This window comes from Microcystis flos-aquae FACHB-1344 (genome assembly GCF_014698375.1).
GTDB classification, from domain to species: domain Bacteria; phylum Cyanobacteriota; class Cyanobacteriia; order Cyanobacteriales; family Microcystaceae; genus Microcystis; species Microcystis aeruginosa.
The window spans coordinates 1-16,043 of record NZ_JACJSW010000016.1 but is presented as its reverse complement, the minus strand read 5'-3'; the positions used below and the strand labels follow the sequence as shown (position 1 = coordinate 16,043).

Sequence of the window (16,043 nt, the reverse complement as noted above, 5' to 3'; positions counted from 1 at the left end):
CCACATTGAACCGAGAGATACGGCATCAGCGAAGGTAATTGAGAACCGAGGAAAAAATGCGGTCGGACTGACCGTGTTAGAAAACGCTCGCGGAGGCGATTTGACGGGGATCGGCCAGGTTAAACCAGGTCGATCTAGTTAAAAGCCTAAGAACCGAGAATCCCCCGCTACACCGCGCGAGCGGTTAGCGGGGGAGAGTCAATAACCTTTTTCTCTTATCCAGAGGACTTCTGGGTTCGCAAAGGGACAAAAAAGTGTGGAGAATCCTCCCATAATCGCTACAATTTTTCTAGAGGCTAAGTATTGCCCTCATTTAAGTTCTTTTGTACTCATTAAAAACCATGAAAATTCTTCACGGTACTTGGATTCCCCAATCAACGGATGAATTTATTCAGAAGGGTAGCTTTTATCTTTGGGGAGAAACTAGCACCCCGAAAAAGAGTCGCACCACTGCCGATAATTATCATCCTTTTCAGTTAAGCAAAGAAGAATTAACTAGCTTTCTCACTGGAGAGTTAGGAATAGTTCAATCGAATTATAATCCTCTTAGTCGGCAATTTGTCCCCCGCTACTTTCTTTTACCTAGTCACGAGAATCAACCTTTACCCTCCTTAGAATTACTGCGTTATCTAGAAAAAGAACCCCCAGAAAATAGCCAATGGCAATCTTGGCAAATTGATTGTTATCCCCTTAATCCTGTACTTAAACTGCTCAATGATCTGCACTTTATCTGTCTTTACAACTCCTCAGAGATTCAGTTAGGTGCAGATCTACTTTTTTGGTATCACTACAGTCAAGCTTTTAAAGAAATAATTCTCAAAGATAACTATATTCCTGCCTTTAAATATCGAGAATTAGCCACAGATAACAAGAAAAACGCAAACTTTGCCATCTATCCTCTTTGGGAAATTATATCAGCAACCTACGAAACCAATCTTGATCGCTATCTCGAATATCTTCCCCGCATTTGTCTTGCTGGTGCTGAAAATCCCCATGCTTCACCACAATTATACGATCCCAAAACCCTACTCCGGCACTTCTCCGAATGTCTCCTCAATGAAATTGTCACTAATACGGCAATTCCTGCCAGTTTTGATAAAAAAATTAGCGAGACAATTATAGGTGATTGCTTCTCTGTGACTAAAACTGCCGGATTTCTGCAAACCGCTGCCGCTTTAGAAAAATATCAACAGTGGCAAACTTGGAGACAGCAATTACTAGGAGACCAAAATATATCTAATTTTACCCTCGGTTTTAAACTAACGGAGGCCCCAGAAAATAATATTGAACAGTGGCAAGTTACTTTTATCCTCATCTCTAAACAAGACCCCTCCCTGCGATTAGAATTAGACGAATATTGGTATGCAGTACCTGAAACTAGAACAAGCATACGAGCGCATTTTGGTCAAGATTTAGACAAAAATATTTTACTGAGTTTGGGTTATGCTGCCCGTATTTATCCCCCCATTTGGCAAGGATTAGAAACGGATAAACCGACGGGATTTTATCTCAACCTTACAGAAGCTTTTACTTTCTTAAAAGAAACTGCTTGGATTTTAGAAGATGCGGGATATAAGGTAATTATTCCCGCTTGGTGGACTCCCGAAGGCCGTCAACGGGCTAAAGTTCGGCTAAAAACCACTTCTAAATCAGGCAAATCTACCCCGGTTAGTAAAGGGATTTTTAGCCTCGAAAACATCATTGAATATCAATATGAATTAGCCATCGGTGAAGAAACTATTACCCAAGAGGAATGGCAACAATTAATTAACACCAAAACACCCCTAGTTAAATTTCGAGGTCAATGGGTAGAATTAGAACAAAATAAAATGCAGCAAATGCTGGATTTTTGGGAGAAATATCAGCAGGAAAATCCTGAAATGAATCTGATTGAATTAATGAAAAAAGCTGCCGAATCCCCAGAGGAGATTATTGTTGAAACCGATGAATTTTTGGGTTCTATGCTAGAGAAATTACAAAATCCTAGTCAACTAGAACCGATCGAAAATCCTCCCCAATTACAAGGAACGCTGCGGGAGTACCAAAAGCGTGGAGTTGCCTGGATTCAATACCTAGAACAATTGGGGTTAAATGGTTGTCTTGCTGACGATATGGGATTAGGAAAAACCCTACAGGTAATTGCTAGATTGATTGGGGAAAGAGAGGGAGATAATAATGTTTTGCCAACTCTGCTAGTTGCACCCACTTCCGTGGTGGGAAATTGGGCAAAAGAAATTGAAAAATTTGCCCCCCATCTTCAGGTTTTAATTCATCATGGTAGTAAGCGCTATCAAGATGAGAGCGAATTTCAGACAGTAGCTAGTCACAAGGATATCGTCATTACTTCCTTTACCTTAGTTCGCAAGGATTTGAAATTATTGAACTCGCAATCTTGGCAACGTTTAGTAATTGATGAAGCACAAAATATCAAAAATCCTAAAGCGGCACAAACTAAAGCAATCTTGAGTTTATCTGCACAACATCGTCTCGCATTAACGGGAACTCCAGTAGAAAATAGACTGCTTGATTTATGGTCAATTTTTAACTTCCTTAACCCCGGTTATTTAGGTAAAGAAACTCAATTTCGTAAAGCGTTTGAAGTGCCAATCCAAAAACAAAATGATCGTCTCCAGTCCACGGTTCTCAAAAAATTAGTGGAACCTTTTATTCTGCGTCGGGTAAAAACCGATAAGCAGATAATTAAAGATTTACCTGACAAAGTGGAAAACAAACAGTATTGTAATTTAACTAAAGAACAAGCTTCTCTCTACGAAGTTGTCATCAAAGAAGTGGAAAAACAATTAGAAGAAGCGGAGGGAATAAAACGCAAAGGATTAATTTTATCTACCCTGATGCGCTTGAAACAAATTTGTAATCATCCCCGTCAATTTTTACAGGATAACAGCGCTTTTACTCCTGAGCGATCGCATAAGTTAGAGCGTTTGGGAGAAATGCTAGAAGAAGTAATTTTAGAGGGAGATAGTTTGCTAATTTTCACTCAATTTACTGAAATCGGTGACTCCTTACAAAAGTACCTCAAACAAACTTTTCGCTACAATACCTATTATCTTCACGGGGGGACTTCTCAACCAAAACGAGAACAAATGATCGAAGAATTTCAACATCCCGAAACAGAACCTTCCGTATTTATTTTATCCTTAAAAGCTGGGGGAGTTGGCATTACTTTAACCAAAGCAAATCATGTTTTTCATTTCGATCGTTGGTGGAATCCTGCGGTGGAAAATCAAGCAACCGATCGCGCTTTTAGAATTGGTCAACAAAAAAATGTTTTCGTGCATAAATTTGTCACTTTGGGAACCTTAGAGGAAAGAATTGATGAAATGATCGAGGAAAAGAAAAAGGTAGCTAATGCTATTGTTAGTAATGATGAATCCTGGTTAACGGAATTAGATAACGAAAGTTTTCGTCAGTTAATCGCATTGAATAAACAGACAATTATTTAATCGAGGTAAACCCATGAATAAATTTAGTAAAACTTGGTGGGGACAACGCTTTATAGAAGCATTAGAGGAATTTACCGACTCAGCGCGCTTGAGTCGAGGACGTTCCTACGCCAAAAATGATAAAGTCAAGAATTATAAAATTGACGGTAATTTAATTACTGCTCAGGTGAGAGGTTCCATTAATCCCTACTTTGGGGTTTACAAAGAACCTTTGTATAAGGTGAGTATCGAGATTAAACCAATTACTAAAGCAGAGTGGTCACAAGCTTTATATAATCTTGGTTCAAGAGCGAGTATGATCTCTAAACTGCTGCTCAAAGAAGTTCCCGATAATATTGATGAAGCATTTAGCGATCTGAATCTGCACTTATTACCCCACAGTCAAAAGGATTTTATCACCAATTGTTCCTGTCCCGATTGGGAAAATCCCTGTAAACATATTGCTGGAGTTTATTACCTCGTTGCTTCCCAATTAGATCAGGATCCTTTCCTCTTATTTGAATTACGGGGTATCTCTCGTCAAAAATTACTGCAAGAGTTAGCAAAAACTCCCCTCGGTAAGCTGCTTTCCTCCTCCATCCAAGAGGAAGAAATTCCTCTTAACCCTGTCACTTCCTATCACACCAAACCCGAAACTATACCAGCAGTAGAAACAATTGATCTCAAAGAATTTTGGCACTCCCATCACCGTTTACCCGAAAATCCTCAGTTAGTCAAAGCCGCAACTATTCCCGCAATTGTCATTAAAAAAGCTGGTGATTATCCTGCATTTTGGGATAAGGATACTTCCTTTATCGAGGTAATGGAAGAAATGTATCAACGGGTACGCAATAAAAATGCAGGGATACTTTAAAAAAATATAAGTTTTCCTTTTGGGGAGTCAGGGGTCAGTCCCGATGCCAAATTAGGTTACACTTTATCTTGATCAGAAACGCTGTAGCTAAATTGCTGACTTTTTGACTTAGGTATCTATCCATAGGAGGGTAGATTAGAATAAACAGGTTAACAACTGACAGTAATTGAAAATCTACCCCTAACCTGCTAGTATTGTTATGAGACTGGACATAAGAGAGATACAATGGAATCCTTAATTATTAAAAATTTTCTGATTATTAAGTATGCGGAAATAGAGATAAAAAAAATTAATGTTATCATCGGTGAACAGTCCACTGGTAAAAGTATTATTGCTAAATTAGTTTTTTTATTTGAAACATTTTTGTTTTTAAAGATTAAAATTTATGCTTTTAATGCTAAGGATCAAAAAGCTATCAGACGCATGGTGCTGCAAGATTTCGAGCAGCTATTTCCTAGATATGCGTGGAAAGATCAGTCCTTCAAAATAAGTTATGCTTTTAAAAATACTACTTTTATTATTGAAAGACATAAAGAAAGTTCCGATGGATATTATAAATTAACATTCACCTATTCAGAAAATTTTAAACAGCTTTATAATAGAATCATTAGACAGATAAGACGATTGGATAGAGATGACAGCTTAAAGCCTCAGGAAATAAACTCAAAGGCTATTGAATATATCACAAATACTCTTTCTTCTTCTGACTTGTTTAAAGATCGAGAAGGATTTATACCCGCAGAAATCTTCTTTATTCCAGCTAGTCGCACTCTGTTTGTTAAATACTTTACCAATAATATTTTTACCTTTTTAGCTAATAATTTTGATCTTGATCCTCTGATTATCAACTTTGGCTCTAATTATGAAACCGCTCAACGTCTATACAGAATAATTAATGAATTCCAAGATAAAAAAGATGATAAAAAACTTTATAATCAAATTAAATTAATTACCGAAAAAATTCTATCGGGTAGCTATGGAAGAGAAAAAGATCAAGATTGGCTTTATCATGCCGATGGGAGAAAGATTAACTTAATTGATGCTTCAAGCGGACAACAAGAAGCCTTACCAATGTTATTAATTCTCTTAGTTTTCCCCTTTTTTGCCACTCACGAATCTAATCAATTCTTTATTGAGGAACCCGAAACCCATCTTTTTCCCTCCGCTCAAAGAGATATGGTAGAACTATTTACCTTACTTTATGCTAATAAAAATTGTCGTTTCTTTCTCACTACCCATAGTCCCTACATTCTCACAGCTTTGAATAATAAAATCATGGCGGCTAACGTTGAGCCTGTCAAAGCGGAAAAATCTTTAGGTTATAAAAATACTATTCAATTTCAAGATGTGTCAGCCTACACAATTAGCAACGGACAAACTCAAAGTATCTTAGATACAGAGGTGAACTTGATTGGTATCAATAACCTCGATGCTGTCTCCGATGAACTTAGTCAAGAGTTTGAAGAAATTTTAGAAAGAAAGGCTCAACAATAATGGATATTAGTCACTGTTCTGAATGCAATAATAATAAAATAGTCAAAGTTAAAGAAAATGGTAAAGAATTTATCGTCAACAATAATAGTCAGAAATTAGTTACTAAGATAAAAATAGATAATTGTTTAATCATCGAGGGGAAAAGATGCGACTGGCTGTTAGAAATTGATAGTCCCTGTAGCTTGGCTCTTTATATTGAACTCAAGGGTAAAAATATTGAACAAGCTTATGATCAATTATTGTCAACTCTAAATCATTATTACTTACAAGAAAGACATAAAAAATCTAAAAAAGAATGCTATATTGTCGCTTCTAGAGTACCAAAAGCTGGAACCAATGTTCAGGTTTATCAAGCGAGATTAAAGCAATCTCATCCTGAAGTTAGTTTAAAAGTCAGGTCGATGAAAGCTGAAATCACTATTTAGGTTTTTCCCTCAGAAAAAAGCTGAACTAATTGTTCTTGTCCCGATTGGGAAAATCCCTGTAAACATATTGCTGGAGTTTATTACTTCGTTGCTTTCCAATTAAATATGGAAGAAATGTATGAACGGGTACGCAATAAAAATGCTGGTATGTTATAATCAGGTGGGTGTTTAAAATCGTCTAATACCCCCCTTAGTTAAAAGTAAATTAAGGGTAGATTAAAGGGGGATTAAGGGGGGATCAGAAGTTTGAAAAAGCATTCTATTTTTTAAGACAAGCAGAATCTATGAACCAAGAATCTCTCAGCTTTGTCGATGGGAATGTCAAGTTAGCCGATCGCTTTTTAGTTTGTGGATTGGGTAGTCTCGGACAACACTGCGTCAAGTCTTTAAAAGAGTTTGGGGTTAGCGTCGTCGGTATCGAACTAATACAGCCTCCCAGTTGGGAAATTAATGATTTTCCCGATTTATTAGAGGAAATAATTATCGGTGATTGTCGTCAAAAAAACATTTTAGCAAGAGCGGGAATCGATCGCTGTCGGGCTGCTTTAATTGTCACCAGTGATGAGCGAATTAATGCCACCACTGCCCTAATTATTCGGCAATTAAATCCCCTTACCCGCTTAGTGGTGCGTTCTTCTAAAGATAATCTCAATCAGCTACTTAAGGAACGTTTAGGCAATTTTATCGCCTATGAACCCACCCAACTACCCGCCAATGCCTTTGCTTTAGCCACATTAGGCACGGAAACCCTCGGTTTTTTGCATCTCGACGGTCAGAAATTGCGGATTATCCAGAGACAAATTAGCCCCGAAGATGGTTTACTCGATCGCTTTTTAGGTGATTTAAATACCCCCACCCGTCGTCTGTTAGCACACACAGCCCCCGATGAACCTTTAAGGGCTGGATTTTATCAATGGTCCCCCACCACCACTATCCGGGCCGGTGATACCATTACCACCATCGAAACTACCTATCAAAACATCGATGCTGTCCGCCAGAAACCTTCAAATTCTCGCCAGAAGTTGCGGCATTTTTGGCAAAAATTGCTCAAAGAAATCCAACAATTCTGGCAATTGAGTTTTCAGCAGCAAATTCACCGGGTGGCTTTCATGTCAGTATTTATCATTATCCTGCTAGTAATTATCGGGACTTTTCTTTTCCATCTCTACGCCCCGAGAGCTTCCTTTATTTCCGCTCTTTCAGGAACGGCGATTCTTTTATTAGGTGGTTATGGCGATGTTTTCGGTGCCTCTAACCCCGAAGATTTAAATGCAGTTCCCTGGTGGATGCAGCTATTTAGTCTCTTTTTAACCTTAGCTGGAACCGCTTTTATCGGGGTTCTCTATGCCATTTTGACAGAAACTTTATTATCATCAAGATTTCAATTTATCCCTAACCGTCCCCCAGTTCCCCAACAGAATCATATCGTTATTGTGGGCTTAGGTCGAGTCGGCAAAGAAGTGGCTAATTTATTACTAGAAATGCAACAGGCAATCGTTGGGGTCAGCTTAAATAGGGATTTTGATGCAACTATCCTGCCAAAAATGCCCCTGATGACGGGAAATATCGAAGAATCTTTAAAAAATGTCAATTTAGACAGGGCTAAAAGTATAGCGATTGTTACTGATGACGAAATCCTCAATTTAGAAGTGGCCCTAACCACCCGCAAACTCAACCCCCAAAGCTACTTAGTCATCCGCACCACCGACGACAACCTTAGTCAACAATTAAGTCAAATTCTGCCCCGCTCTCACATTTTAGGAACCAACACCGTGGCGGCAGAAGCCTTTACGGGGGCCGCTTTCGGAGAAAATATCATCTATCTGTTCCGTTGGGCGCAAAAAACGATTCTGGTGACGGAATACGAGATCGAAGCCGGAGATACTCTCAATGGTAGCTCGATCGGGGATATTGCCTACGGTTATCGAGTTGTGCCGATCCTACACCAACGAGAACGGCAAGCCCCGAAATTAATGCCCGAAGATTATCTCAATTTACGCATCGGCGATCGCATTGTGGTGCTGGCCACCATCAACGGACTGCGACGGGTGGAACAGGGTCGTCGCACTCCCAAAACTTGGCGCGTGCGGGTGGAAAAAGCCTTTAACCGCAATATTGCCGCGGAAGCACCCACCGTAATCAGTCGTTTTTCTAATTGTCCCCTGAAAACCGCCAGCGATCTCATGGAAAATTTGCCAGCGACCCTGGGCGCTCCCCTCTACGAACAGCAGGCGATTCGATTAGTTTCCGAGTTAAAAAAAATTCAAGTTCAAGCATTGGCCATTCCAATTAACCCGAAATCGGGGTAAATGGGAGTTATCCTTTTTTTGTCAAACTAGAAGGCTCTCTTGGTCTTTTTTTATGCAGTTAAAGTGACCGTAGCCTTGGCAGTTTGTCCAGAATCAGAAGTGGCAGTAATAGTAATTTTATCCCCAGCATTTCCTTGTGGGGGTGCAGTGTAGGTAAATTTGGCATCAGTGGTATTTTTATCAATTTTACCGCTTTCTGGCGGTGAGATTGTGATGGTGTAGTTACCAACGGGATTAATGCTAAATTCTTTCTCCCCGTTTAATGCTAAACTTGCGATAGGCGGAGCGATCAAAATCGTTGGAGGTAGTCCCTGTCCAGTGGAACTAGCCTCTACAGTTACTTTTTTCTCCACTTGATTAATTAAATCGGGAATAAGACGTTCGCTAAATCCAGCCACAAAAGCCATTGTCAAAAGTCCATATAAATAGGTGTCATTCCCCTTATTTCCATTGTCAGTCCGAATTTGTAAGGGAGAAATGCTAGAGTTAAGAATTAGCAGAATAAAGAAAGCGAAACTTCCCCCTAAAATGGGTTTGGTTAAACCAATTGACAATGGCAAGAAGTCATCGTCATATTTTTGATTTTTGGGATTATCAAAGTCTTGCAAACGAGTTAGAAGACTAACTGCTCCCCCTAAAGTCCCTGTCATCAATATCAATATCAAGAGTCTAAAATTTCCATCTTTGTCCTCAGTATTTTGGTTACTAGAATTTGAGATTGGAGGTAAGGGCATAAGCAAATCCTTCACTGGAGGGGAGTTCATAATACCCCAATTCAAAGGGAGAGCTAACACTAATCCAATTAAAACTTTTGTAGGTATTTTGATAGAATGGAAAAGATTATCTCTGAAGTCGGCTAGACCATTCCAAAAACCCATCTGGGTTTTTCTTAATCCTGTTTCGGCAGCATAGCGTAATTTTTGTGCCAAAATAATATTAGGTTGACCTGTTAAAGATTTAATCGCAATTTCTCCAGCATCTACCACCGACTTTACTTGCATGATATCCCAAGCTTTGGAACTGTTGATGAGTTCCACCTGCGCTATCCCTAGTATTATAATTAATTTGGCTAATTCTCCCTGTACTTCCCGGTCTAATTCTGGAGGGAATCCCGCTACTTGTTCTTTAGTTTTTCCCAGCAAAGTATCAATTCTTTGATTTAGTTTAATCACCTCATCTCTAGCTTTAATTTCATTGATTAAATCGTCTAAAGTTTGAAATAAAACACTTGCTTCTTGTAGTTGTGCAAAATTATCTTTAAATTCCTTGACTAACTTTTCAAAGGGTTCATCTACTTCAGGAATTGAACTATATTTGTCTAAGTTATCCTTCAGTTCAGCAATCAAAGACTCATTTTTCTGTTGTAATTCCACAGTCGTGGAAAATTTAACCAAAGTATCTTTAATTTTTGTTTGCCAAGCAGTTAGTTTTTCCTTGAGTTTTGGCAAGTTTGGAACGTTAGCATTAGCATCGAATAGAGTCGTAATTGTTGTAACTAAACTATCAGTTTCTTGGCTGAAAGTATCAAGAGGAGTTTCTGAACTTTTGCCCGTAGATAAAAGGTTGATTGTCTCCACAAGCTGATCTGTATGAGCTATTATTTGTTTTTCTAATTCTTCTCTGCTAGGTAAAGGGTCTGAAAAAGTTAATTCACCTAGTTTTTGAATAAGTTCATCTCTTAAATTATTAGTCTCTTGAGTGATTGTTTTGGCTTCTGTTTGGTAACTAGCAAGGGTAGCTGATTTATCCTGACTAAATTTATTTTGGGTTTCCAGAATAAATTGATTAATTTTTTGTTCGATAGCAGGATTTGGATTAATCATGATTATCTTCTCCTAAAAAAAGGCGAAAATGGGCTAAAATTCGGTTAGCTTCCAGATGCTACAATAGTTATCATTGATTTTCTGCAATTATTCATAAATCTTGATAAATTTTTATTTTTTTAACTCAATTCAGTCTGCCGTAGGGACATAACATCGTTATCTCCTCAACATCGTTATCTCCTCAATGACCGCAGCCGCATCTTAGCACTCAGGCCCTAAGAGTGCTAAATTAACTATAAGGAGTCCTATCACAACAGCGATACCATGTCCAAAATCATTGCCTTTAAAGATGAATCCCGTCGCGCCCTAGAAAGAGGTGTCAACGCCTTGGCCGATGCGGTAAAAATCACCCTCGGTCCGAAAGGACGCAATGTCTTGTTAGAAAAGAAATACGGCGCCCCCCAGATCGTTAATGACGGCATCACCGTCGCCAAAGAAATCGAATTGTCCGATCCCCTCGAAAACACCGGGGCGAGATTAATTCAGGAAGTAGCGGCAAAAACCAAAGATTTAGCGGGAGATGGCACCACTACCGCCACCATCATCGCCCAGGCTTTAATTAAAGAAGGTCTCAAAAACGTTACCGCCGGGGCCAATCCCGTCGCCTTAAGACGCGGACTAGACAAAACCATCGCCTATCTGGTGGAAGAAATCGCCGCCGTCGCTAAACCGATCGCCGGAGATGCGATCGCTCAAGTGGCCACCGTTTCTTCCGGCAACGATGAAGAAGTGGGACAAATGATCGCCACCGCCATGGAAAAAGTCACCACCGATGGCGTAATCACCGTGGAAGAATCGAAATCCCTAACCACCGAATTAGAAGTAGTGGAAGGGATGCAGATCGATCGCGGTTATATCTCTCCCTATTTCATCACCGATCAGGAAAGACAGATCGTCGAGTACGACAACCCCCTGATCCTGATTACCGATAAAAAAATCAGTGCGATCGCAGAATTAGTCCCCGTCCTCGAAGCCGTTGCCCGTCAAGGTCGTCCCCTATTAATTATCGCCGAAGATGTGGACGGCGAAGCCTTAGCCACTCTAGTGGTCAACAAGGCCCGGGGTGTCTTAAATGTCGTCGCTATCAAAGCCCCCAGTTTTGGGGAACGTCGCAAAGCGGTTTTACAAGATATCGCCATCCTCACCGGCGGTCGTCTGATTTCCGAAGAAGTGGGCTTGAGTCTTGACACGGTTAGCCTCGATCTGCTAGGGCAAGCGGCAAAAATCACCCTAGAGAAAGACAATACAATTATTGTCGCCTCCGGGGACAGCCGCAATAAGGCCGATGTGCAGAAACGTCTCGCCCAACTGAAAAAACAGTTAGAAGAAACCGATTCTGAATTCGATCAGGAAAAATTACAGGAACGCATCGCTAAATTAGCCGGCGGTGTGGCCGTGATTAAAGTCGGGGCAGCCACAGAAACCGAACTCAAGGATCGCAAACTCCGCATCGAAGATGCCCTCAATGCCACCAAAGCCGCCGTGGAAGAAGGTATCGTCCCGGGCGGTGGTACAACCTTGATTCATCTGGCTTCTAAGGTGAAGGCTTTCAAAGCTTCTTTGACTAACGATGAGGAAAAAGTCGCCGCCGATATCGTCGCTAAAGCCCTAGAAGCCCCCCTGCGTCAGTTAGCCAACAACGCCGGCGTGGAAGGCGATGTGATCGTGGAAGGTGTGCGCGATACCGCTTTTAGCGTCGGTTATAATGTCCTCACCGGCAAGTACGAAGACTTAATCGCCGCCGGAATTATCGATCCGGCTAAAGTGGTGCGGTCAGCCGTTCAAAACGCCGCTTCCATCGCCGGTATGGTCTTAACTACGGAAGCCCTCGTGGTCGAAAAACCCGTTAAAGAAGCCGCAGCCCCCGATATGGGCGGCATGGGTGGCATGGGCGGCATGGGTGGCATGGGCGGCATGGGTGGCATGGGTGGCATGGGCATGATGTAATTCCTGATGCCGTCTGGCCCCTGAAAATAATCTCATGCAATTGAGCCAATCTGTCCCTTTTCTCGTTATCGTCGGCATTAGGGACAGGTTTTTTTTCCCCAGGAAAAACTTTTTCAGCAGAACCTGCTTAATCTATCCTTTGCATTAGTCCAGACACTACACTAGAAAAGAAGGATTATTCCCAGAAATCATGACACTGCTGACGGTTCGATCGCTCAAAAAAGACTTCGGTATCAAGGAAATTCTCAAAGATGCGAGTTTTAGTCTCGATGATCGCGATAAAGTCGGCCTGATCGGTACGAATGGATCGGGAAAATCGACCCTATTGAAAATGATCGCCGGTTTAGAATCGATCGATGGTGGCGAAATTCAAATCAATTCCGGGATGAAAATCGTCTATTTACCCCAGCAACCGGAGCTAGACGACGATAAAACGGTTTTAGAGCAGGTTTTCGCCGATAGTGGCGAAAGCATGACTTTAATTAAGGAATACGAGGAATTGTCCGATCGCCTTGTCCATGAGCCAGAAAATCTGGATACTATTATGGAGCGTTTGTCAAGGGTTTCGCAACAAATTGATAAACTTGCCGCCTGGGATTTAGAAACCAATGCTAAAGTTATTTTAAGTAAACTGGGCATCGATAATTTTAATGCTCGCGTGGGAGATTTATCGGGGGGATATCGCAAAAGAATCGCCATCGCTACCGCACTTTTAGCCGATCCTGACTGTTTATTGATGGATGAACCCACCAACCATTTAGACGCACTTTCCGTGGAGTGGTTACAGAGTTATTTGTCCCGTTTTCGGGGAGGATTATTATTAATTACTCACGATCGCTATTTTCTCGATCGAGTGACTAATCGCATCATTGAAATCGATCGGGGAGATTTATCTACTTATTCCGGTAATTATGCCTATTATCTAGAAAAAAAAGCTTTAGCGGAAGAATCGATCGCCAGTAGTCAACGCAAACACGCGGGAGTTTTACGACGGGAATTAGAATGGTTATCCCGGGGACCAAAAGCGCGCAGTACCAAACAAAAAGCGCGGATTGATCGCATTCAGGCAATGGGTAATAAGGAATTTAAACAGGTGGAGGGAAAAGTCGATATTGCCACCGCAGGAAGACGCATCGGCAAAAAAGTTATCGAAGTAGAAAATATCTCGAAAGCTTACGGAGATCATACTTTAATTAAAGATTTTACCTATATTTTTACCCCCGAAGATCGCATCGGTATTATTGGCAGTAATGGGGTAGGAAAATCTACTCTCATGGATATTATTACCGGGAAAATTCTCCCCGATTCAGGCACAGTTGACATCGGTTCCACTATTCATATTGGTTACTTCGATCAACAATCCGATGATCTCAATATCAACGAAAATCAAAGAGTGATCGAATATCTGAAAAGTGTGGCCGAATTAGTCAAAACCCTAGACGGCAGCGTGATTACCGCTTCCCAGATGTTAGAAAAATTTCTCTTTCCTCCCGATCAACAGTATGCACCAATTTATAAACTTTCTGGAGGAGAAAGACGACGCTTATTTTTACTACGAGTTTTGATGAGTGCACCTAATGTTTTAATCCTAGATGAACCCACCAATGATCTCGATGTGCAGACTTTAGCAATTTTAGAAGAATATTTAGAGGACTTTAACGGTTGTGTGATTGTCGTTTCCCATGATCGCTATTTTCTCGATCGAGTAGTTGATACTATTTTTTCCTTTGAAACCGGGGGTAATATCCGTCAATATCCGGGTAATTATTCCCTTTATCTCGATCAGAAAAAAGAGGAGGAGGAACCAAAAGAAAAAAAAGTCACCCCAAAAACTGTTAAAGCTTCTCCGTCACCTGTCAATAAAAAAATCTCTTTTAAAGAGAAAAAAGAATACGAAGATATCGAAAAACAAATACCAATTTTAGAAGCAAAAAAAGCTGAAATTGAACAGGTACTTTATGGAGAACCCCTAGAAGATTTTACCAAAATAACCGCTCTGACCGAAGAATTAGCTCAATTAAGTCAAAAAATTGATAATTTAACCGATCGCTGGTTAGAATTAGCGGAAAAATTAGGCTAGGATAATCCCTATTTTCCCGATCGATTTAGTCAAAACTGAGTGATAATTTCCGGTGAATCATCCTCATCCATGACCAGATCTACCGACTCCACCCGCAAGAGGGCCAAATTATCGTTAACCACCCCTTGAAGATAGATTTCCCCCATCCCTTCACCCCCCAGATCGATCGAGCCGAAAACTTGACCGGTTTTGGTATTAAAATTAAACTGAAAATAATTAGCCGAGGAAATTCCCTCGCTGACATTATCGTATTTAGCGATCTCTTGACCACTGTTATCATAAAAAGATACTTGAAAATTTTCTAAAACTCGCATTTTTCCCAAACCTTTTTCCGAAAAGATAGTCGGGGCCGTTTTTTCATCATAACTAAAAGAACCTTTAGCTGTATAACCCTGATTTCCCAACCATTGAAAATCGATCGTCACTGCTAAAACCCCTTGGCTATTCATGTTAGCAACTAAAAGCCAAGCTAATAGTAAAGTCAATATTATCTTTTTCATTAGTCGGTTATTTCATTTACAGCAGTTATCCTAATGGTGAGGTACGAAGTCTCTGGTTTTGGAGAACAGGGAACAGCGAACGGTAGCTATGGTTTGCTGAATAAATCTAAAAACCTTGTTGGATAAGACTTTTAGACTTTTTTGACCTCAAAAAGTGCCGACCATTGGAGTGATTGGGGGGAAAATTCAGGGACTTTTTCCCTGAAAATTAGGTAATTGACCACCTGAAAATGGGTAAAACCCCACACCCTGCCACCAGGGAAAACCTTTTCAGCAAACCCTATTATAGCAAAGGGATTGCTACTTGCTTCCAATTAGTCACTGATAACTGATAACTGAATAGAGTTTGTCAGCGAAACGTTTTTTTGTCTTAAAGTCCAGAAAACGGGTTTCTCCGAGAAACCCGTTTTCTAGTGGGACTTCGGCAAAAAAGAAGCTTAAAAATGCTTCAAAATATTCGCTTAATGCTTCTTTCCAGGGTTCATCATAATTGGCGGTTGTTGGGTTCATCAATTAGGGTGATAGTTTTAATTGTTCTCCGCTTCTGGCTAAGAGTTTTAAGGTGAATGGGTGGACAATGCCTACCCTACGCCAAGATTTTCTTATTGGATTTTTGCTAAAGACTGCTTAAATTCTGCGAGAGAATTAGCAGTAGCCGCTAATTTTAGTAGCTCTTCTAAGATAGTAGGGTTAGTGATTTTGCCGATTATCTCTTCAATTTCTGAAGAAATCTGTCCAAAACGCACAGTTAAAACTGTTTTTATGTCATCACGGCTTTTTTCTAACGCTCCAATTTCCTTACCCTGTTCTATTCCTCGTAACTCCATATTACTCATTAAAGGCATGGTTCTTTCCTCCTCAAATTGTTTGATTTTACTCTCTAAACTTGACTGTAATTCAGGGGATAAAGTCATCATATTGTCGATGATTTCAAACAGTTTAATTATCTGTTCCCTCTCGAACTCCTTTTCGTATAATCCCCTGATTAACCTCCACTTCCACTGTTCCCGTTCTGGCAGCTTCCCGGTAGTCGCTTTTGTTTTCAGGTGTGCCATGACTATTATAGCAAAGGGATTGCTACTTGCTTCTAGTTCTGACCAGCTTTCCTCATAGTCCAGTAATTTGACTGTTGGGAATTTGAGGCTGAC

General features: G+C 40.4%; 10 protein-coding genes and 2 pseudogenes. 8 read left to right on the top strand and 4 right to left on the bottom strand.

Features of this window, described 5'->3' with window-relative positions:
- Positions 1-341 precede the first annotated feature (341 nt).
- From H6G48_RS00675 to H6G48_RS00650, 6 genes and pseudogenes are all read left to right on the top strand, one after another.
- Complete coding sequence (locus H6G48_RS00675) at positions 342-3,464, top strand: DEAD/DEAH box helicase (RefSeq protein WP_190718078.1); 3,123 nt, start codon at positions 342-344, stop codon at positions 3,462-3,464.
- 13 nt (positions 3,465-3,477) lie between these two features.
- Positions 3,478-4,317 (top strand): SWIM zinc finger family protein, encoded by an 840-nt coding sequence (locus H6G48_RS00670; RefSeq protein WP_190718076.1) that lies wholly within the window; start codon positions 3,478-3,480, stop codon positions 4,315-4,317.
- Between the two features lie 225 nt (positions 4,318-4,542).
- Positions 4,543-5,811 carry an AAA family ATPase gene (locus tag H6G48_RS00665; protein ID WP_190718073.1) on the top strand — a complete coding sequence of 423 codons (1,269 nt, stop codon included), beginning with the start codon at positions 4,543-4,545 and terminating at the stop codon, positions 5,809-5,811.
- The gene (locus H6G48_RS00660; RefSeq protein ID WP_190718069.1) at positions 5,811-6,236 is read left to right on the top strand and encodes a hypothetical protein; all 426 of its coding nucleotides are present in this window, start codon (positions 5,811-5,813) and stop codon (positions 6,234-6,236) included. The genes H6G48_RS00665 and H6G48_RS00660 overlap by 1 nt, the downstream gene beginning before the upstream one ends.
- A 24-nt stretch (positions 6,237-6,260) precedes the next feature.
- Positions 6,261-6,347, top strand: a pseudogene (locus tag H6G48_RS27330) (SWIM zinc finger family protein); the annotation flags it as partial.
- A gap of 173 nt (positions 6,348-6,520) precedes the next feature.
- Positions 6,521-8,545: a potassium channel family protein gene (locus tag H6G48_RS00650; RefSeq protein ID WP_190718066.1), complete on the top strand. Its 2,025-nt coding sequence runs from the start codon at positions 6,521-6,523 to the stop codon at positions 8,543-8,545.
- Between the two features lie 50 nt (positions 8,546-8,595).
- Here the strand turns inward: H6G48_RS00650 and H6G48_RS00645 are convergent, their stop codons facing one another.
- A complete protein-coding gene (locus H6G48_RS00645; RefSeq protein WP_190718063.1) occupies positions 8,596-10,368 on the bottom strand; it encodes a sbcc family protein in 1,773 nt (590 codons plus the stop codon).
- A gap of 264 nt (positions 10,369-10,632) precedes the next feature.
- Between H6G48_RS00645 and groL the strand changes: the two genes are divergently transcribed.
- Both groL and H6G48_RS00635 read left to right on the top strand, forming a co-directional pair.
- Positions 10,633-12,315 (top strand): chaperonin GroEL, encoded by a 1,683-nt coding sequence (gene groL / locus H6G48_RS00640; protein WP_185236764.1) that lies wholly within the window; start codon positions 10,633-10,635, stop codon positions 12,313-12,315.
- Positions 12,316-12,505: 190 nt separating this feature from the next.
- Positions 12,506-14,395, top strand: coding sequence for an ABC-F family ATP-binding cassette domain-containing protein (locus H6G48_RS00635; RefSeq protein ID WP_190718060.1), 1,890 nt, complete (start codon positions 12,506-12,508; stop codon positions 14,393-14,395).
- Positions 14,396-14,424: 29 nt separating this feature from the next.
- Here H6G48_RS00635 and H6G48_RS00630 read toward each other — a convergent pair whose 3' ends face one another.
- The 3 genes and pseudogenes from H6G48_RS00630 to H6G48_RS00620 form a co-directional block, all read right to left on the bottom strand.
- The gene (locus tag H6G48_RS00630) at positions 14,425-14,895 is read right to left on the bottom strand and encodes a hypothetical protein (protein ID WP_190718057.1); all 471 of its coding nucleotides are present in this window, start codon (positions 14,893-14,895) and stop codon (positions 14,425-14,427) included.
- A gap of 318 nt (positions 14,896-15,213) precedes the next feature.
- Positions 15,214-15,405: a hypothetical protein gene (locus H6G48_RS00625; RefSeq protein WP_190718055.1), complete on the bottom strand. Its 192-nt coding sequence runs from the start codon at positions 15,403-15,405 to the stop codon at positions 15,214-15,216.
- A 92-nt stretch (positions 15,406-15,497) separates the two neighbouring features.
- Positions 15,498-16,043: pseudogene (locus tag H6G48_RS00620) on the bottom strand (transposase); the annotation flags it as partial.